Origin of the sequence: Embleya sp. NPDC050154, from assembly GCF_044460165.1 — a bacterium.
Lineage (GTDB): Bacteria > Actinomycetota > Actinomycetes > Streptomycetales > Streptomycetaceae > Embleya.
In genome coordinates this window covers 296795-315592 of record NZ_JBITJP010000003.1, presented here as the reverse complement: position 1 = coordinate 315592, position 18798 = coordinate 296795, and the positions used below count along the sequence as shown (strand labels likewise).

Below are 18798 nucleotides of genomic sequence, written 5' to 3'. Positions count from 1 at the left end.
GTGGAAGAGCTTGCAAGATATTTCCGCAACGGTTTGCGGATTGCCATCGGGTGAACGCGCCGAGTGCGGGGAAGGTCGTGTGGGCGGCTCGATGTCTGGGGTGATGCTTGGCGGAGGCGGGGTGTCGCGGGGTGGAGACGGCTCCCGGCGCTTCCGTTTTGTCCCCGGTCGAGCCCGATCTCGGGGGAAGGGCCTTGGGGTTGCCGCATATTGACGTGGCGTCAGGGCGGGCCTAGGTTCACATCGGCTTGCAAGAACTTTCAGCAAGAGCGCGTGCGCGACTTGCGGGGGTGTCGCCGGTCGGCGGGTCTTCGGCCGGTGCGGGGCGTCGTTTTTCTCCGGGCGTTGTTCCCGAGGGCGGCGGTTCGTCGTGTGTCGAAAGGTGATCCGGTGGATGTCGGGAAGACCGGCAATGGTGTGAATGCCGGATATGAGGCCAATGCCGATATGGGAGTCGGTGCGGGTGCCGGAGTGGAAGGTGAGGGCGCGACCGCGGTCGGGCATGTGTTCGCGACGCGGTACGGCGCGGTGCGCGGGCATCGACGCGTTCCGGACATGGTCGCGATCCTCGGCATTCCGTACGCCGCCCCACCCTTCGGCGTCGACCGGTTCCGCGAACCCCGCGCGCCGGCGACGTGGACCGGGATCCGCGACGGCGCGCGCTTCGGGCCGATCGCCCCGCAATCGGCACGCCTTCCGGGCACACCCGGGTGGTCGCCGGGGGACGAGGACGTGCTCACCGTCAATGTCTGGACCCCTGCCCTCGCCGGCGAACGGCTGCCCGTCCTGGTCTGGATCCACGGCGGCGCCCATACCTTCGGTTCCTCCGCGCAGCCCGACTTCGACGGTGTGGTTCTGGCCCGGGCCGGACTGGTCGTGGTCACCGCCAACCACCGGCTGGGCTTCGAGGGTTTCGGGCACGTACCGGGCGGCGCGAGCGCCGGCCTGCCCGACAACCGGGGCCTGCTCGACCAGGTCGCCGCGCTGCGCTGGGTCCGGGACAACATCGCGGGCTTCGGCGGTGACCCCGACAACGTCACGGTGGCGGGCCAGTCCTCCGGTGCCACCGCCGCGGCCTGCCTGATGGTGATGGATCGCGCACGGGGCCTGTTCCGCCGCGTCATCGCACACAGTCCCGCGGCTCCGATCCACTCGCGTGAGCTCGCCGCCGCGACGACGGCCGAAGTCGCGGCGGCGGCCGGCTGTCGGGTCACCGCCGAGGCGCTGACGGCGGCTACGCCCGGCGCGCTGGTGGCCGCTTGCGATCGGGTCGTCGACGACTACCGGCGCAATCCACACTCCGGCCGCCGGCACTACGACCCGGTCATCCACGCACCGGTGGTCGACGGCGACGTGCTGCCCGCCGACCCCCTCACCGGCCTGGCCGACGGCCGGGCGCGGGGAGTGGACCTGCTGGTCTGCCACACCGCGGAGGAGTATTGGCTCCTCGACGCCGTGGGCAGCAGTGCGAAGGTCACCACCGAACGGCAACTGGCTGTCTTCGCAGCCGACTTCGGCCTGTCCGAGGACCTGGTGACGGCGTACCGCGCGGCGATGCCGCAGGCGCCGGTCCTGGACGTCTATCTCGCGATTCTCGGCGAGGTGATGTTCGGCGAGTACAGCCGGCGCCTGGCCGAACGGCACGCCCGCGCGGGTGGCCGGGCCTTCCTGTCCCGCTTCACCCGCCGTCCGAGCGCCCCGGGTGCGGTGCCGCGCGCCTGGCACTGCGCGGACGTGCCCTTCGCGTTCGGCAACCTCGATCTCGACGAGGTGCGATTCCTCATCGGCGGCCCACCCGACGACGCGGACCGCGGACTCTCGCAACGCATGGTGCGTGCCTGGGCCGTCTTCGCCGCCGGCGGCGACCCCGGCTGGCCGCATCTGGACGACACGAGCCGGCACACCCACATCTGGGATACGCGGGACCGGCCCCACGCACCCGTCCACGCACCCTGGACCGACGTGGACTTCGGCCCGTTGCACCCGTGATCACGCGCTCGACCCCAACGGCCCGCCGTCCCGGGCGCGGGCGCCCGGGCCGCGTATGTCCGCCCGTCCGCCCGTCCGCCGTTCGTTCGGCGGACGTCGGGCGGGGAGGAGCGCGCGTCGGATGTGATGGGTGGCGGCGCGAGGGTTCGGCGCGCCGGGCGTTCGGTCGGCGGGGACGGCCCGTACCGGTGGGGTAGTTGATCGGAGTCGACCGATCGGCGTCGGAAGCGGCGATGGTTTCGGTATTGGTGGGATGCGCCACATTCGACGACGGTGAGCCCCGGGTTCTCCGGACTTGACGGGCGTCGATGATCAAGTGTCCGTATTGCCCTATCGACAGTTTCATGCGTTTAACTTAGGCTCACCTAAGTCCCGGCGTGCCGCTCTGTCGACGTGCCCACCTTTCATGTCTTTTGCACGCCTGACAGGCGACTGCCCCGCACGATGGGAGTGGTATGTCGCAGGGTCTTCCTGATGACGCACCGTTGGTCCTCGACCTCGCCGGCTTCCGCTTCGGATCGTTCGACCAGGCCGCGCCGGTCGTACTCCGCGGGCACCGCGTGCGCGTCGACGGGCGGGGCGCGGTCGGGGAGTTCGCCTCGCGTCGGTCGTGTGTCCCCGATGGATCGAAGGGATGACGCGCGTCGATTCGGGCCTGGCCGCCGTCGAGCACGTCGTGCCCACCGGCGCGGAGGTCCGACGCCGGCGGGTGGTGGGTCTGGTCGCGCTCGTGGTGGTCCTCGTGGTCGCTGCGCTGGTGTCGCTGGTTGTCGGCGCGCGGGCGTTGAGTCCGGCCGAGGTGTGGCACGGGTTGTTCGCGGCGCCGGACGCGGACCAGCGGCAGAACGAGGTCAGGCTCATCGTGCAGACCGTGCGGGTGCCCCGGACGGTGCTCGCGATCGTGGCGGGCCTCGCGCTGGGGGTGGGCGGGGCGCTGATCCAGGGCTACACCCGCAATCCGATCGCCGACACGGGCTTGCTGGGGGTGAACGCCGGCGCCTCCTTCGCGGTGGTCTCCGTCGTCTCCGTGTTCGGGTTCGCCGACCCGACGCAGTATGTCTGGTTCGCCTTCCTCGGTGCGGGGGTTGCCGGTGTCGTCGTGTTCGGGTTGGCGAGTATCGGCCGGGGCGCCGGCAACCCGTTGACGTTGGCACTGGCCGGGCAGGGCATCACGGTATTCCTCGCGGCGATGACCACCGCGGTCGCGTTGTCGGACAAGGCGTCGCTGAACGCGCTGCGGTTCTGGAACTCGGGCTCGGTGGCCGGTGTCGGATTCGACGTCATCCGGCCGGTGACCGTTTTCGTCGGGGTCGGGTTGGTGTTGGCCCTGGCCACGCTTCCCACCATCAACCTGCTCAACCTCGGTGACGACGTGGCGCGGGGGCTGGGCGTGAACATCACGCGAAGCCGGATCATCGGCATCGTCGCCATCACCCTGCTGGCGGGCGCGGCGACCGCGGCGTGCGGTCCGATCGCGTTCCTGGGTCTCATGGTGGCCCACGTGGCCCGGTATCTGACCGGGCCGGACTACCGCTGGTCGGTGCCGTACGCGGGTCTGCTCGGTGCCGTCGTGCTCCTGGTCTGCGATGTCGTGGGGCGGGTCGTGGCGCGACCGGGCGAGTTGGACGCGGGTGTCGTCGTCGCCCTCCTGGGCGCCCCGTTCTTCGCGGCCTTGGTGTGGCGCGGAAAGTTCAAGAGGACATGAGCGCGACAGACGTCGAACGATCGCCGATACCGGGTGTACGGCTGGGGCACGTGTCGTTCGTGTGGCGACCCCGAATGGTGCTCGTCACACTGCTGTTGGCGGCGGCGACCTTCCTGGTGTTCTGCCTGTCCATCGGCATCGGGGACTTCCCCATCGGGCTGCCGCAGGTGGTCGCCACCATCTTCGGCCGGGGTGAGCAGGTCGACGAGTTCGTGATCATGGACCTGCGGATGCCGCGTGCCATGGCCGGTCTCGTGGTGGGGATCGCGCTGGGGGTGTCCGGGGCGATCACCCAGTCGATCGCCCGCAATCCGTTGGCCAGCCCGGACGTTCTGGGCGTCACCGGGGGCGCCAGTGCGGTCGCGGTGTTCCTGGTGACGGTGTCGGGCGGGGCATCCGCGGCGATCGCGGGCACCGTGGGGCTGTCCGCGGCGGCGCTCGCGGGTGGTCTCGGCGCGGGTCTGCTGGTGTACGTCCTGTCGTGGCGGCGCGGGATCGACGGCCTCCGTCTCATCCTGATCGGCATCTCGGTGAGCGCCGTGACTCAGGCCGTCACGACCTGGCTGCTGGTCTCGGCCGACATCAGGGATGTGGCCCGGGCCCAGGCGTGGTTGGTCGGCTCGCTGGAGGATCGGTCGTGGGACGAGGTCCGGATCGCGCTGTGGTGCACGCTCGTCCTGATGATCGTCGTGGCGGTCGTCGCGTTCCAGTTCAAGCCGCTGCACTTCGGCGACGACGTCGCCGCGGGCCTGGGCGTGCGGTACGGGGCGGTGCGCGCGGTCCTGCTGTTGTGCGCGGTACTGCTGGCCGGTGTGGCGGTGAGCGCGGCGGGTCCCGTCCCGTTCGTCGCGCTGGTGGCGCCACAGGTGGCGATGCGGCTGGTGCGATGTCCGACACCGCCGATGGTCGCCTCCGCGCTGGTGGGGGCGTTGTTGCTGATCGGCTCGGACCTGGTCGCGCGTACGGCGTTGCCGATCACCCTCCCGGTCGGTGTGGTCACCGCCGCGATCGGCGGACCGTTCCTCGTGTATCTGCTGGTACGGGCGAATCTCAGGTAGCCGACGCGGCCGGTGCGGGCAGCCGCGAACCATGACGAGCCGAGACGGCGGACACAGCGCATTTCGTGGATGCAAGGTCGAGCAAATCCGAGACAAGGGGACGTAGTGGCCGCTCAGTTCATGACCGAGACCGAAGACGAGTCCGAGGTCGGGCACGTGTCACGGCTGGCGGCCGAGGGCGTCACGGTGGGGTACGGCGGCCGGGTCGTCATCGACGGCCTCGACGTGGTGATACCGCCACGACTGGTCACCACGATCATCGGGCCCAACGGCTGTGGGAAGTCGACCCTGTTGCGGACCCTGTCGCGGCTGCTCAAGCCGACCAAGGGCATGGTGCTGCTGGACGGCGACGACATCGGCAGGCTCAAGACCAAGGAAGTGGCCAAGAAGCTCGGGCTGTTGCCGCAGGCCCCGGTCGCGCCGGAGGGGCTCACGGTGGCCGACCTGGTCGCCACGGGCCGCCATCCGCACCAGAGTTGGCTGCGCCAGTGGTCGTCGGACGACGCCGCCGTGGTGGAGCGCGCGCTGGCCATGACCGGGGTGGCCGACCTGGCGGACCGCCCGGTCGACGCGCTGTCCGGCGGTCAGCGTCAGCGGGTCTGGATCTCGATGACCCTGGTCCAGGGCACCGACCTGCTGTTGTTGGACGAACCGACCACCTACCTGGACCTGGCGCACGCCATCGACGTACTCGACCTGGTGGACGACCTGCACGAGGCGGGGCGCACCGTGGTCATGGTCCTGCACGATCTCAACCTGGCCACGCGCTACAGCGACAACCTCATCGTGATGAAGGCGGGGTCGATCCTGGCGCAGGGGCACCCGCGGGACGTGATCACCGCCGACTTGCTGCACGAGGCGTTCGGACTGCGTGCGCGAGTGATCGACGACCCGGTGGGCGACCGACCGTTGATCGTGCCGATCGGCCGTACGCACGTCGTACTCGGCCAGGGGTCCGACGAAGATCAAAAATAGGAAGACCAACGACAATTTAGGCTAGCCTTGCCTAAGTTGTACCTGTATGGTTTGCCTGCCCTTTAACAAGAGGGGCGGCGAACGGCACGAAAGCAAGGGATTTCGGATGCTCCACCATCGAACGACGCGTATGGGGTCCCGGCGACGGTTGGCGGCGATATTGTCCGCCGCGGCGCTCGGAGTCGGCCTTCTCACGGGTTGCGGGTCCGACTCGGACGACAAGGACAAGAAGGCGGACACGTCGAGCGGCAACGCCCCGGTCGCCGCCGCCGACGGCGTCTTCCCGGTCACGGTGGAGCACGCGTTCGGATCCACGAAGGTAGCGAAGGCCCCCAAGCGGGTCGTCTCCGTGGGCTACACCGACGACCAGGCCATCCTGGCGCTCGGCATCAAGCCGGTCGGCATGGTCGACCAGTACCCCAACCCGCCGGGCAAGACCCCCGACGTCAACACCCAGTGGGCCTGGACCAAGGACAAGTGGGGCGACACCCGCCCCGAGGTCGTGATGAACAACGGGGACTCCGCCCCCAATTACGAGAAGATCGCCGCGCTGCGGCCGGACCTGATCATCGCGGTCTACTCCGAGATCGACCAGGCCGCCTACGACAAGCTCGCCAAGATCGCCCCGACGGTGGGCCGCACCAAGGCCGAGAAAGAGCCGTTCAGCGCGCCGTGGCAGGACAACGCGATCCACATCGCCAAGGCGCTCGGCAAGTCCGACGAGGGCACCAAGATGGTGCAGGGCATCCAGGACAAGCTGGACGCGGCCCGCAAGGCGCACCCGGAGTTCGCCAACCAGACCGCCGTCGCGGTGTCCTGGTACAAGGACTCGGTCGCGCCGTTCACCACCACCGACGTGCGCGGACGACTGCTGACGGGCATCGGCTTCAAGGGCGCGACGGAGATCGACAAGATCGCGGACGGCAAGTTCTTCACGGTGCTCTCCCCCGAGCGCATGGATCTGCTCAACGTCGACCGCATCTTCGTCATCAACGACCAGGTGGACCAGGACGCGCTGAAGAAGTTCCAGCTCTTCACCAACCTGCCCGCGGCCAAGAACGGGAAGGTGTCGTACCTGCTGGACGGCGAGGGCCCGGCGGTCGGCGCGGCCATGTCCCAGGGCACGTTGCTGTCCCTGCCGTACGCCATCGACGAACTCGTCAAGGCGGCCGGCTAGTCATGTCGATCGGCATAATCCGTCCCCGGTCCACCTCGGGCCGGGGATGAGTACCACCGACACGCGTCCGGCGCCGGCGACCCTGCGCACGGCGACCGGACGCCGGGCCACCCGATGGGTCGCGGCGCACTGCCGCGAAGTGCCGTGGCTGACCGCCGGAACCGTGCTCACCACGGTGGCCGGGGCGGCGCTCCAAGTGCTTCCCGTGCTCCTGCTCGGTCGGGTGGTCGACGGCGTGATCGAGGGCGAGTCACGCTCGATCCTGGTCACCATCGGGCTGTTGCTGGTAGCCGCCGCGATCCTTGGCGCGGCGGCCGGCGCCGCGTCGACGTACCTGATCGGACGACTGGGCGCGGACCTGCTCGCGCGGCTGCGCGAAGGCGCGGTCCGGGCGGTGCTGGGCATGCCGAGCGCACGCGTCGAGCAGGTCGGCCGAGGCGACGTACTCTCCCGGGTCGGCGACGACGTGGCCGTGCTGTCCAAGGGCATCCGAGCGGCCGTCCCCACGGTGTTCTCGGCCGGAGTGCTGGTCGTCATCGCCACGGCCGGTATGTTCGGACTGGACTGGCGACTGGGACTGGCGGGCGCCGGCGCGTTGCCCGCGTACGCGCTGGCCCTGCGCTGGTATCTGCCCCGGTCCGCCCCGCTCTACCGGAAGCAGCGGGTGGCGCAGGCCGACCGTGCGCAGGCGTTGATCAGCGGGTTGGACGGGATCGACACGGTACGGGCGTACCGCCTCGAGGACACCTTCCGGGAGAAGGTCACCCGCGAGTCGTGGCGGGTGCGCGAACTCGGCATCGAGGTGTTCCGGTTCTTCGGCCGGTTCGTCGGCCGGGAGAACCGCGCCGAGTTCATCGGGCTGGTTCTGATCATCGTGGTCGGGTACGCCCTGTTGGAGGCAGATGCCGCCACCCTGGGCGAGGTGTCGGCGGCCCCACTGATGTTCCACCGGTTGTTCACTCCGCTGGGCTCCATCATGTTCACCTTCGACGAGGCGCAGAAGTCGGGCGCGAGCCTGACCCGGCTGGTCGGGGTGCTGGAGGAGGCGGGCGAGGATCGACTGGTGGGCGACGCGGGTGTCGCGACCGTGGGCGTCGGGTCCGCGCAGGGCGCGCCCTCGGGCGTCGCGGCTGCCGGCATCGGATCCGCGGAAGTCGCGTCCACGGGCCGCGCGTTCGTGGACGGCGCGCCGTACTCGGTGACGGTGCGAGGGCTGACGTTTCGCTATCCCGACACCGAGGAGCCCGTTCTGCGGGACGTCGACCTGACGATCCCGGGCGGTGGTTCGCTCGCGCTGGTGGGGGCGACGGGTGCGGGCAAGTCGACGCTGGCCGCGCTGATCGCGGGCATCGGCACGCCGCAGGCCGGGTCGGTGTGCGTGGGGTCGACCGACCTCGCCGATCTGGACGAGGCCGGGGCGCGGGCCCTGGTGAGCATCCTGACCCAGGAGACGCACGTCTTCTCCGGCTCCCTCGCCGACGATCTGCGGCTGGCAGCGCCGGCGGCGACGGACGCCGAACTGACGCACGCGTTGCGTACGGTCGGCGCCGACGGCTGGCTCGACGCGCTGCCCGACGGGCTGAACACCGCGGTCGGCGAGGGCGGCGAACGCCTGGACGTCACCAAGGTCGCCCAGATCGCGCTGGCCCGGCTGGTACTGGGCCGGTCGCCGGTGGTGGTGCTCGACGAGTCGACCGCGGAGGCGGGCAGCGCGGGCGCGGCCGAACTGGAGCGGGCCGTGCGAGCCGCGTGCGCGGGCCGGACCACGTTGTTCGTGGCGCACCGGCTGACCCAGGCGATGGCGGCGGACCGGATCGCCGTGTTGGACGCGGGACGCGTCGTGGAGGAGGGAACGCACGAGGAGTTGGTGGCGCTGGGCGGGCGGTACGCCCGGCTGTGGCGGGCCTGGCGAGAAGGTGGTTGACGGGCGGCTCCGTCCATCCCGCGAACTCCGCCGACCCCGCGAACCCTGTGAACCCCGAGAGCTCCGCGAGTCCCGCGAACTCCGCCGACCGGAAAGCGAATGCCCGTCACCTCGATGAACACTCCCGACACGCAGCGGCCCCGCTCGGGGTCCGCCATCCTGCGCACCGCGATCCGTCGCAACGCCGGCGCCATGACCTGGGGCACCGTCCTCATGGGCATGTACCAGGCGGGAGAGACCGCCTTCCCCATCGCGATCGGCCTGATCGTCGAGCACACGTTGCGCGACCGAAGCCTGGGCTCACTCGCCCTGGCGATCGCCGCGCTGGCCGTGATCATCACGACCGTGTCGTTGTCGTGGCGGTTCGGGATGCGCATCCTGCAGAAGGCCAACACGACCGAGGCGCACCACTGGCGGGTGGAGGTCGCGGCTTGCGGTCTCCAGCCGGTGGCCAGGGACGTCGACCTCAAGTCCGGCGAGGTGCTCACCATCGCCACCGAGGACGCCGACCAGACCGCCGACATCATCGAAGTGGTGCCGCTGCTGATCAGCTCCCTGGTCGCGGTACTGGTCGCGGCGATCGCGCTGGGCCTGGCCGACATCCGGCTCGGCCTGCTGGTGATCGTGGGGACCGTCGCGATCCTGTCCATTCTGAGTGTGATGTCCAAGCGCATCGGCGCCAGTACGCGCGAACAGCAGGCCCGGGTGGCCCGGGCGGGCGCGAAGGTCGCCGACCTGATCACCGGCCTGCGCCCGCTGCACGGCTTCGGCGGCAACCACGCGGCGTTCCTGTCCTACCGCAAAGTCAGCGCGGAGGCGCGGCGGCAGGCGATCACCGTGGCCAGGGTGAACGGCGCGTACGCGGGTACCGCCCAGGCCCTCAACGCGATCCTCGCCGTAGCGGTGACCGTCACGGCGGGTCTGTTGGCGTTCGACGGGGCGATCACGATCGGCCAACTCGTCATGGCCGTGGGGCTGGCGCAGTTCATCATGGAACCGCTCAAGCTCTTCTCGGACATGCCGAAGTACGTGATGATCGCGCGCGCGTCGGCCGAGCGGATGGCGCTGGTGCTGGCCGCGCCGCCGGCGACCATCCCGGGCTCGGAGCGCCCGGCGTCGGGCGGAGACCTCGAAATCGACTGCGTGCGATACGGGTCGCTGCACAAGGTGAAGTTCCGGGTAGGCCCCGGCGAGTTCGTGGCGCTCGCCGCCTACCAGCCGCGCGCGGCGGCCGAACTCGCGTCGATTCTGGCCGTACAGGTCCCGCCCGACGCCTACGAGGGAGTCGTACGGGTCGGCGGGCGGGAGATCGCGGACCTGTCGATCGAGGCGGTCCGAGAACACATGCTGGTGAACCCGTACGACGGGGAGATCTTCGCGGGCACGCTCCGTACGAACATCGACCCGTCGGGCGGCAGTCGGATGATCCCCGAGGCCGTCGAGGCGTCCATGCTGACCGACGTCGTCGCCCTGCACCGCGAAGGACTCGAGTACGGCGTCCGCGACCGCGGCGCGAACCTGTCCGGAGGGCAGCGGCAACGGCTGTCCCTGGCCCGCGCCCTCGCCGCCGACACCGACGTCCTCGTCCTGCACAATCCGACGACGGCCGTCGACGCGGTCACCGAACAGCTCATTGCGCGCAACATCGCGAAGCTGCGCCGAGGCCGCACGACCATCGTGATCACCGGCAGTCCGGCCCTCCTGGACGTCGCGGACCGTGTCCTGGTCCTGGACGACGGCGTCATCACGGCCGAGGACACCCATCGGAACCTGCTCGCCACGGACGCGGACTACTGCTCGGCCGTGGCTCGATGACGTGGGGGCGACGACTCGTCGCGTGGCGGACGATCGATGGTGCGGGCGCCGATCGATCTGTGGGTGTCGATCGATCGTGTGGGTGTCGATCGGCGGGTGTCCTGCGGGAGGATGACCCACATGCAATTCCTCTTGATCGCCCACGACGGAACCGACGAGCACGCCGCGACCCGTCGGCTCGCGGCCAGGCCACGGCACATCGAACTGGGTGACACGATGGTCGCCGCGGGGCGGATGTTGTTCGGTACGGCGATCCTCGACGCCGATGGACGGATGATCGGATCGATGTTGGTCCTGGACTTCCCCACGCGCGCGGAGCTCGACGCCTGGTTGGCGGTCGAGCCGTACATGACCGGCGATGTCTGGCGGGACGTCGACATTCGCCCGTGTGCGGTGGGGCCGTCCTTCGGCGGCGCGGCGGGGTCTCGGCCGGGGCCGCGCTGAGCGCACCCGAAGCGCGTGGAACGACTCGACTGGCTGCCCGCCGTGCTCGCGTCGCTGGACCGGCCGCTCCTCATCGAGCGACCGGATGAACTCCGCGACCTCGTCGTGGCACTGGCCGACCGGCTCACGGACTCGGCTCGGCGGACTCCACCGCAGGCGTGAGGGACGCCGGCGGCCGATACCGTGTCGGGCCGGCCCGGCCCGCCTGCGTAGAGTCTTCGGGTGACTCCCCACGACATACCTGATCCGCACCTGTCCATGCTGACCGTGCCGCAGGCCGTGTATCTGCGCGAGCTGACGGCCGACTTCTTCTTCACCCGGCATGGGGTGCGCCCGGCCGTCGAGGGCGATGTCGTCGAGCACGCGGGCCGTCTCAGCCCGCTGAAGAACCTGGCGCAGCGGTGTCGCGCGGTGGGCGAGGAGCAGTGGCCCGCGCTGGTGGAGCAACACTTCGGCAACCTGGAGACCGCGTCCCGGGGTGAGGAGAGCACGCAGGAGTTGCTGCGAGCGGCTTATCCGCGGCTGCTGCCCGACGACTTCTTTCCCGCGGACGCCGCGTCGGGCTTTCGCTACGTGCAGCCGGTGGCCGAGGGGCTCATCCTGGCCTTCGCACTGGACGCGCCCGCTTCCGTGCGGATCCTGACCGACCGGGACGTGGCGGGCGCCGGGCACCGGGAGTTGTGGACGGCGGGCGTGGCGAACCTGCGGCGCGACCCCGTGGAACACGTGGAGGTGCGCGGGCCGCAGGGTGCGCTGCTGCACTCCGTCAGCGGTGGCTCCCACTTCGTCGCGAGCAGGGCGCTGGTACTGCCCGACCTGGTCCGATCCGTCACCGGACGAGAACTGCCGGCCGCCGGGGCGCTCGTCGCCGTGCCCACGAGGCACCTGTTGGCGTTCCACGCGATTGTCGACGGGACCGTGGTGGACGCGGTCAACGATCTCGGTGCGTATGCCCTCGGCGCCTACGAGGACGGACCGGGCTCACTGTCCCCGAGGTTGTACTGGTGGCACCAGGGGCAGTTGGTCTCGCTCACGGTCTTCGACCACGACCGGCGCACCTTCTCCGTGGTGCCGCCGCAGGAACTGATGGAGCTGATGAGAAACCTGCGCGACCGGGACGGCGGCGGAGGCTCGGCGCCCGAGGTCGCCGGCGGCAGGACCGACGTCGAGCAACCCGAGCCCGCCACCGTCGAGCAACTCGCGCTTACCGTGGCCGAGTTCACCGCACGGCTGGAGCAGGACGCGAGCGGCTTCGCAGACGGCTTCGGGGCGGCCGTGGACCTTGCCCACGCCCGCTGTGCGGACGACGCCGCGTCGGCGAAGCTGGAGACGTGGGAAGCCTGGGTCACCGCCATGCAGGTCGGCAGCGCGTTGTTCGCCACCGCCCTCGCCCGGGAGGGGACCGTGCCGTGCCGGATCGGCGACCGCGTGCTCGCTCTCCCCGGCACCGCCACCGCCACCGGCATCGCGCCGTACGCTCATGCCCGTGCCTGGCTCGATGCCTTCTGGCTCGCGGTCGTCTGCCGCGAACAGGAGCGGATCACCACCCTGTGCCGGGTGCCGGTGGAAAATCTGCGCAGTGCCGATCCGGTCGACGACTACGTCCTCCACTGGATCGACACCCTGCAGAGCTACTGGCTCGGGCGGCCCATGGACGACATCGTGCAGAAGTTGGTCGCCACCATGAACACGTCCGGGCGAGATGTGGCCACCCGTACTCCCCGGGACTTCCTGGATCTGATCGACTATCAGCCAGTGGCTCTCTTCCATCGCCTCGTCACGAAGGATCACGCGGCCTTCGCGGAGGCCCTCACCGAAGCGCTCGCCCACCACGACACCTACTGGAACGGCTCGCGCGCGCCGCGTGGTCGGGTGGCGCTGGGTCCGCTGGCGATGGCGTGCCTCGCGTACGAGATGGGCTTTCCCGTGGACGTCGACAAGACGTTGCCGTACCTGCCCAAGTACCTGCTGAACCGCGAGTGGCTCGGCGAGTTCACCACCTGAACCCGGCGTCGATCGACCGCCGGGTTGGGCGGGGGAGGGAAGCGGGAAGGCTCTCGACGATGGTCCGTCGCGTCGAGGGGGAATGTCCGTGGTGCGCAAGGGTGGTTCGGGTACGAGTGCCCAAAAGGGTCATCCGTTCGGTCGTCGGCCCTCCGGCGGGTGGGCCGATGTGGTGTGGGACTGGTCGAAGTCCGGTACCCGACACGCGGCCTTGAACCGGGTGTTACGCCGGCTTCCCGGTGTCGGGTCGGCGACCGCGTACCGGTTCGGCCTGGTGGAGCGGGCGCACTACGCGTACGGGGTGCGCCGGGCCACCGAGTCTGCCGCGCGTCTGGGGCATCGGGGCGTGACGGTCGTGGAGTTCGGGGTGGCCGGCGGCAACGGGCTGTTGGCGCTCGCCGAGCACGCCCGCTACTACGCCGCCGCCACGGGCGTCGCGGTGCGGGTGGTCGGCTTCGACGGCGGGGCGGGTATGCCGCCGGCCAAGGATCCCCGGGATCTGCCCTATCTGTTCGGCCCCGGCTTCTACCCGATGGACCACGAGCGCTTGCACCCCCGCCTGGGCGAGACCGAGTTGGTGATCGGCGACCTCGCGCGGACGCTGCCGGACTACCTGGACACCCACGAGCACGAACTCCGGGCCCACCCCGTCGGGTTCGTCTCCCTGGATCTGGACCACTACACCTCCACGGCGACCGCACTGGATCTCTTCCGCAGGCCCGGTCACGGCCACCTGTTGCCCCGGGTCACCTGTTACCTCGACGATCTCCCGGGCACCATCGACCGGATCGGCGAGGCCGCCGCGATCGCCGAGTTCAACGCCGATCACCCGGACCGGGTGATCGGCCGGGTCCTGGGCCTGCGCGCGTTCATGCCCCTCGACCCCCCGTGGGCCGACCAGATCTATGTCCACCACCGTTTGGACCACCCCGACTACGCGACCCTGGAAGTCGGCGCCACCGGCGACCGCCTGCCCCTCACCCGCTGACGGCCGGAAGTGCCCGTGTGGCTCAGCGGGTCGAGTCGCGCCACTCGCGCCAGGTGAGGCCGCGCGGGGCCAGTTCGCCGGCGTGGAACGCGGTCCAGGTGGTGGTGTTGGGGCCGGGGCCGGGGGTGTCGGGGGCACTGGTGTAGAGCGGATGCCGGGTGCGTACCAGGTCGGCCAGCCACGGCTCCAGCGCGTCGAAGCCGTCCAGCGTCCATGCGCGCGCGTGGTAGACGAGGTTGCCCGGTGTCTCGCTCTCCGCGATGCCCATCGCCGGCACGTACGGGCAGATCCGGCTCCAGCAGTTGGTGACCGGCATCGCTCCCGTCCGGGTGTCGGCGTCCGTACCGGAGTACTCGCGGGCGTCGTCCTCGTGCACCAGGAAGTCGAACAACTCCCATGACGTGTACGTCGAGTTCGCGAGGCCGAAGTCGTCGTCGATGCCGTACCGGTCGGCGAGGCGGTAGACCGGAGGCACGTCCAGGGTCCAGACCAGGTTGCGGTGCACTCGACGCGGGGCGACGGAGCCGGCCAGCGGAACCTCGGCGGGGCCGAACAGCGCGAACAGGGCGCCGGCACGAATGCGATACGACAACTGCACGCGGTCGTTGGCGATCGGTGGAAGCGGGCGGGTCCGTCCGTCCAGCGGGTTCTTCCACAGCGTCAGGACGCTGCCGTCCTTCGGATCGGTGTAGAAGACGATCTCGCGCGAGACCATGTGCAGGTCGTCGGTGCCCGGCGTGTGGACGAGCCGGCGAATGTTGTAGCCCTCGACGCCGAACAGCACCCGGCCGTGCGGGAATACCTTGCCGTGAACGTCACCGGGCACGTGGTTGTGCACGGTTCCGCTGATGCGATAGAGCATGTCGCGGCCATCGGGACGGCCGAGCAGTCGCACGAAGAGTCGGGCGTTCGCGTCGTCGAGCGACGCGATCAGGGCCTCGGGCGATGTCTTGCCGGGTTCCATACGCGGTGTCCGTCCGTCCACTCGTCTCGATCGGGTCCGACCCATCCTTTCGCGGAATCCGACCCCCGGTGCGCCGTCGGTCGGATCTCGCCGTCGAGGGTGTGGGCAGGAATCCGGATCTATTCCTTGACTCGAATATTCGTCATCGTGAATACTACGGGACATGGACGCACTCCTCACCGCACTGGCCGATCCGGCCCGTTGGCGGCTCGTGAGCCTGCTGGCCGAGCGACCCCGCTCGGTCGGCGTCCTCGCCCAGCTCGCCGACGCGCGCCAGCCGCAGACCACCAAGCACCTGCAGACCCTCGAGCGCGCCGGCGTCGTCACCTCACAACGCACCGGCCAGCGCCGCGTGTACGCCCTCCGTCCGGGTCCGCTGCGGGACCTGGCAGCCGCACTCGTGCGGCTCGCCGACACCGCGGACCGGGTCGCCGGTCCCGATTCGACCTACGAGCGCTATGGGCTCGGCCTCCACGCCGAGCGGCTCGCCGCGGACGGGACGGGGTGGGCCGACGGCCGCTCGTTCGGGTTCCGCCGATCGCTGCCCGCACGCCCGGAGTCGGTCTGGCGCCACCTGACCGAGACCGCCCCGCTCTCCCGCTGGTGGACGCCGGACGACCTGCGGGTCTCCGAACTCGTCTTCGAGGCGCGACCGGGTGGGCGGGTCGTCCTGGAGTACCGCGACGCCGAGGACGCCGACGGCACCGAACCGGTCGCAGGGCGGGCGGAGGGCGTCGTCGAGGAGGTACGCCCCGGTGAGCGCCTCGCCTATCGGCTCTCCCCACTGCTACCCGACGGCGGCCTCGCCTTCACCGCCCATGTCGAACTCGTCCTTCGGCCCACCGATACCGGCACGGAACTCGACACCCACTGGCGGATCACCGACAGCACGATCGACTCCGCGGACTTCGTCGCCGGCATCGAGATCGGCTTCGGCCAGAGTCTCGACACGTTGGCGGCGATCCTGGCCGCCGACGCACGGAACACCGCCGGCACCGACAGCGGGCCCGACGACACCGACAACACCGAGTACGACGCCCACACCAGGAGCACGAAGTGACCGAGCAGACCGCCAACCGTCGGGTCGTCACCAACATCGCCCTCTCCCTCGACGGCCACTACGCCGGGCCGGACAACCCGCTCGACATGAGCTGGGTGATGCCGTACGCGCACACCGACGTCGCCCGCGACCACCTGACCGCCCTCTGTGAGCCGGCGACGACGGCCCTGCTCGGGCGGGTCAACGCCGAGGGCTTCCTCGGCTTCTGGCCCACCGTCATCGACATGGAGGGCGCCGACCCGCGCGACGTGGGCTTCGCCGAGTGGCTCGTCGAGGCCGACAAGGTGGTCCTCTCCTCCACCCTCGACCAGGCGCCCTGGGAGCGGACGACGATCGTCGACAAGCCGACCGCCGAGGCGATCACCGATCTGCGGGCGACCGAGGGCGGCGACATCCTCGTACTCGCGAGCGCGAGCGTCATCAAGGCCCTGCTGGCCGCCGACGAGGTCGACCGCCTCGCGCTCACGATCTTCCCCCTGTTCCTCGGCGGCGGACCGCGCCTGTTCGACGACGGCCTGCCCGCGGGGAAGTGGGAACTCGTCAGCCAGACGGCGGGCGAACACGGCACGATGTCCGTCGTCTACGACCGCATCCGCTGACCCGGCCGCTCGAGAGCACCACCGCGACAGTGTCGGTGAGTCGAGCCCCCGCACGGCCGCAGGCCCCGGAACCCGTGTTCGGGTTCCGGGGCCTGTGTGTGTGCAGGTGCCGTCGGCATGGCCGCCGCTCGGCCGGTGGTTCAGGCCGTGGCGGGGCGTCGGCCGTCGCTTACAGGCCGCGGGCCAGGCGATCGGTCAGCAGGCGGGTGAAGCGGGCCGGGTCGGGCAGGTCGCCGCCCTCGGCGAGCAGCGCGCCGCCGTACACCAGCTCGACGACGTCCGCCAGCGCCGGGTCGTCGGCGTTCGCCTCGTGCGCCGAGCGCAGCGCGGTGATCAGCGGGTGCGTCGGGTTGAGCTCCAGAATGCGCTTGACCGGGGGCATCTGCTGACCCATCGCCCGGTACATCTTCTCCAGGGTCGGGGTCATGTCGTTGGCGTCGCCGACGATGCACGCCGCCGACGTGGTCAACCGCGACGACAGCCGGACCTGCTTGACCTGCTCGGACAGGGTGGTGGTCAGCCACGGCAGCAGGGCGGCGAAGTCCTGCTCGCGCTTGGCCTTCTCCGACCCCGCCTCCTCGTCGCCGTCGGCCGGTTCGTCGAGGTCCACCTGTCCCTTGGCGATGGACTGCAGGCTGTGCCCGTCGAAGGCCGGGACCTGGTCGACCCAGACCTCGTCGACCGGGTCGGTGAGGATCAGGACCTCGTACCCCTTGGCGGCGAACGCCTCCATGTGCGGCGAGTTCTCCACCATCGCGCGGGTCTCGCCGGTCAGGTAGTAGATCGCGTCCTGACCGTCCTTCATGCGCTCCACGTACTCGCGCAGCGTGGTGGTCTTCTCCGCGTCGTGCGTGGAGGCGGCGGACACCAGCTCCAACAGGGCCTCGGTGTTGTCGGGGTCCTCGAAGAGGCCCTCCTTCAACGCGCGGCCGAACTGGGCCCAGAACGTCGCGTAGCGCTCGGCGTCCTTGGCCTGCATGTCCTTGATCGCGCCGAGGACCTTCTTGACCAGGCGCCGGCGCACGCCGCGAATCTGTCGGTCCTGCTGCAGGATCTCGCGGGAGATGTTCAGCGACAGGTCGTGCGCGTCCACGACACCCTTGACGAAGCGCAGGTAGTTCGGCATCAGCGCTTCGCAGTCGTCCATGATGAACACGCGCTTGACGTACAGCTGCACGCCGCTCTTGGTCTCGCGGGAGAACAGGTCGAACGGGGCCTGCGACGGGATGAACAGCAGCGCCTCGTACTCGAAGTTGCCCTCGGCGCGCATGTGGATGGTCTCGGCCGGGTCGAGCCGGTCGTGGCTGATCTGGTGGTAGAACTCGCTGTACTCGGCCTCGGTCACCTCGCTGCGCGGCCGGGCCCACAGCGCCTTCATCGAGTTGAGCGTGTCGACCCCGTGCGTGGTGACGCCGTCGGCGTCGGTGCGCTCGGTGGCCATCCGGATCGGCCAGCGGATGAAGTCCGAGTACTGCTTGACGATCTGGCGGATCTTCCAATCGGCCAGGTAGTCGGCCAGCCCGTCCTCGCTGTCGGCGGTCTTGAGGTGGAGGGTGACCGAGGTACCCACGGGCAGGTCGTCGACGGCCGCGATGGTGTAGGTGCCCTCGCCGTCGGACTCCCACTCGGTGCCGGAGTCGGTGCCAGCCCGCCGGGTGCGCAGGGTGACCTTGTCGGCGACCATGAACGCCGAGTAGAAGCCGACGCCGAACTGCCCGATCAGGCTCTGCGCCGCGACGGTGTCCTTGGCTTCCTTGGCCTCCTTGATCTTCTCCAGCAGACCGGCGGTGCCTGACTTGGCGATCGTGCCGATCAGGTCCACGATGTCGTCCCGGCTCATGCCGATCCCGGTGTCGCGGACGGTCAGCGTGCGGGCGTCCTTGTCCACGACCAAGGCGATGTGCAGGTCGGACGTGTCGACCTCGAGGTCGGAGTCGATCAGGGACTCCAACCGCAGCTTGTCCAGTGCGTCGGAGGCGTTCGAGATCAGCTCGCGCAGGAAGATGTCCTTGTTCGAGTAGATCGAGTGGATCACCAACTGGAGCAACTGACGGGTCTCGGCCTGGAATTCCAGCGTTTCGACGCTGCTACCCACC

At 70.0% G+C, this 18798-nt stretch carries 14 protein-coding genes and 1 pseudogene; 13 read left to right on the top strand and 2 right to left on the bottom strand.

The genetic code is table 11. The features are described 5' to 3' along the window. Positions 1-471 precede the first annotated feature (471 nt). The 11 genes and pseudogenes from ACIBSV_RS08090 (at position 472) to ACIBSV_RS08040 (ending at position 14079) form a co-directional block, all read left to right on the top strand. Entirely contained in the window at positions 472-1989 is a 1518-nt protein-coding gene (locus ACIBSV_RS08090) for a carboxylesterase/lipase family protein (RefSeq protein ID WP_395860440.1), read from the top strand. A gap of 634 nt (positions 1990-2623) precedes the next feature. Continuing rightward, positions 2624-3694 carry a FecCD family ABC transporter permease gene (locus tag ACIBSV_RS08085; protein WP_395860438.1) on the top strand — a complete coding sequence of 357 codons (1071 nt, stop codon included), beginning with the start codon at positions 2624-2626 and terminating at the stop codon, positions 3692-3694. Further along, positions 3691-4752 carry a FecCD family ABC transporter permease gene (locus ACIBSV_RS08080; RefSeq protein WP_395860436.1) on the top strand — a complete coding sequence of 354 codons (1062 nt, stop codon included), beginning with the start codon at positions 3691-3693 and terminating at the stop codon, positions 4750-4752. Before ACIBSV_RS08085 ends, ACIBSV_RS08080 begins: the two co-directional genes overlap by 4 nt. 105 nt (positions 4753-4857) lie before the next feature. After that, the gene (locus ACIBSV_RS08075) at positions 4858-5727 is read left to right on the top strand and encodes an ABC transporter ATP-binding protein (protein ID WP_395860434.1); all 870 of its coding nucleotides are present in this window, start codon (positions 4858-4860) and stop codon (positions 5725-5727) included. A gap of 106 nt (positions 5728-5833) precedes the next feature. After that, positions 5834-6904 carry an iron-siderophore ABC transporter substrate-binding protein gene (locus ACIBSV_RS08070; protein ID WP_395860432.1) on the top strand — a complete coding sequence of 357 codons (1071 nt, stop codon included), beginning with the start codon at positions 5834-5836 and terminating at the stop codon, positions 6902-6904. Between the two features lie 46 nt (positions 6905-6950). After that, positions 6951-8828, top strand: coding sequence for an ABC transporter ATP-binding protein (locus ACIBSV_RS08065; protein WP_395860430.1), 1878 nt, complete (start codon positions 6951-6953; stop codon positions 8826-8828). 114 nt (positions 8829-8942) lie between these two features. Then, positions 8943-10643: an ABC transporter ATP-binding protein gene (locus ACIBSV_RS08060; protein WP_395860428.1), complete on the top strand. Its 1701-nt coding sequence runs from the start codon at positions 8943-8945 to the stop codon at positions 10641-10643. A 120-nt stretch (positions 10644-10763) separates the two neighbouring features. Continuing rightward, complete coding sequence (locus ACIBSV_RS08055) at positions 10764-11087, top strand: YciI family protein (protein WP_395860426.1); 324 nt, start codon at positions 10764-10766, stop codon at positions 11085-11087. 12 nt (positions 11088-11099) lie between these two features. Next, positions 11100-11249: pseudogene (locus ACIBSV_RS08050) on the top strand (transcriptional regulator); the annotation flags it as partial. Positions 11250-11309: 60 nt separating this feature from the next. After that, the gene (locus ACIBSV_RS08045) at positions 11310-13091 is read left to right on the top strand and encodes an immunity 49 family protein (protein WP_395860424.1); all 1782 of its coding nucleotides are present in this window, start codon (positions 11310-11312) and stop codon (positions 13089-13091) included. 88 nt (positions 13092-13179) lie between these two features. Then, positions 13180-14079, top strand: a complete 900-nt coding sequence (locus tag ACIBSV_RS08040; RefSeq protein WP_395860422.1) for a hypothetical protein — start codon at positions 13180-13182, stop codon at positions 14077-14079. A 22-nt stretch (positions 14080-14101) separates the two neighbouring features. Here ACIBSV_RS08040 and ACIBSV_RS08035 read toward each other — a convergent pair whose 3' ends face one another. Further along, complete coding sequence (locus ACIBSV_RS08035; protein WP_395860420.1) at positions 14102-15043, bottom strand: DUF1838 family protein; 942 nt, start codon at positions 15041-15043, stop codon at positions 14102-14104. Between the two features lie 163 nt (positions 15044-15206). On the opposite strand from ACIBSV_RS08035, the gene ACIBSV_RS08030 reads away from it, so the two are divergent. After that, the gene (locus ACIBSV_RS08030; protein WP_395860418.1) at positions 15207-16103 is read left to right on the top strand and encodes a metalloregulator ArsR/SmtB family transcription factor; all 897 of its coding nucleotides are present in this window, start codon (positions 15207-15209) and stop codon (positions 16101-16103) included. Then, complete coding sequence (locus ACIBSV_RS08025; RefSeq protein WP_395860416.1) at positions 16100-16702, top strand: dihydrofolate reductase family protein; 603 nt, start codon at positions 16100-16102, stop codon at positions 16700-16702. Before ACIBSV_RS08030 ends, ACIBSV_RS08025 begins: the two co-directional genes overlap by 4 nt. 169 nt (positions 16703-16871) lie before the next feature. Here ACIBSV_RS08025 and htpG read toward each other — a convergent pair whose 3' ends face one another. Next, positions 16872-18797, bottom strand: coding sequence for a molecular chaperone HtpG (htpG, locus tag ACIBSV_RS08020; RefSeq protein ID WP_395860415.1), 1926 nt, complete (start codon positions 18795-18797; stop codon positions 16872-16874). Position 18798 lies beyond the last annotated feature (1 nt).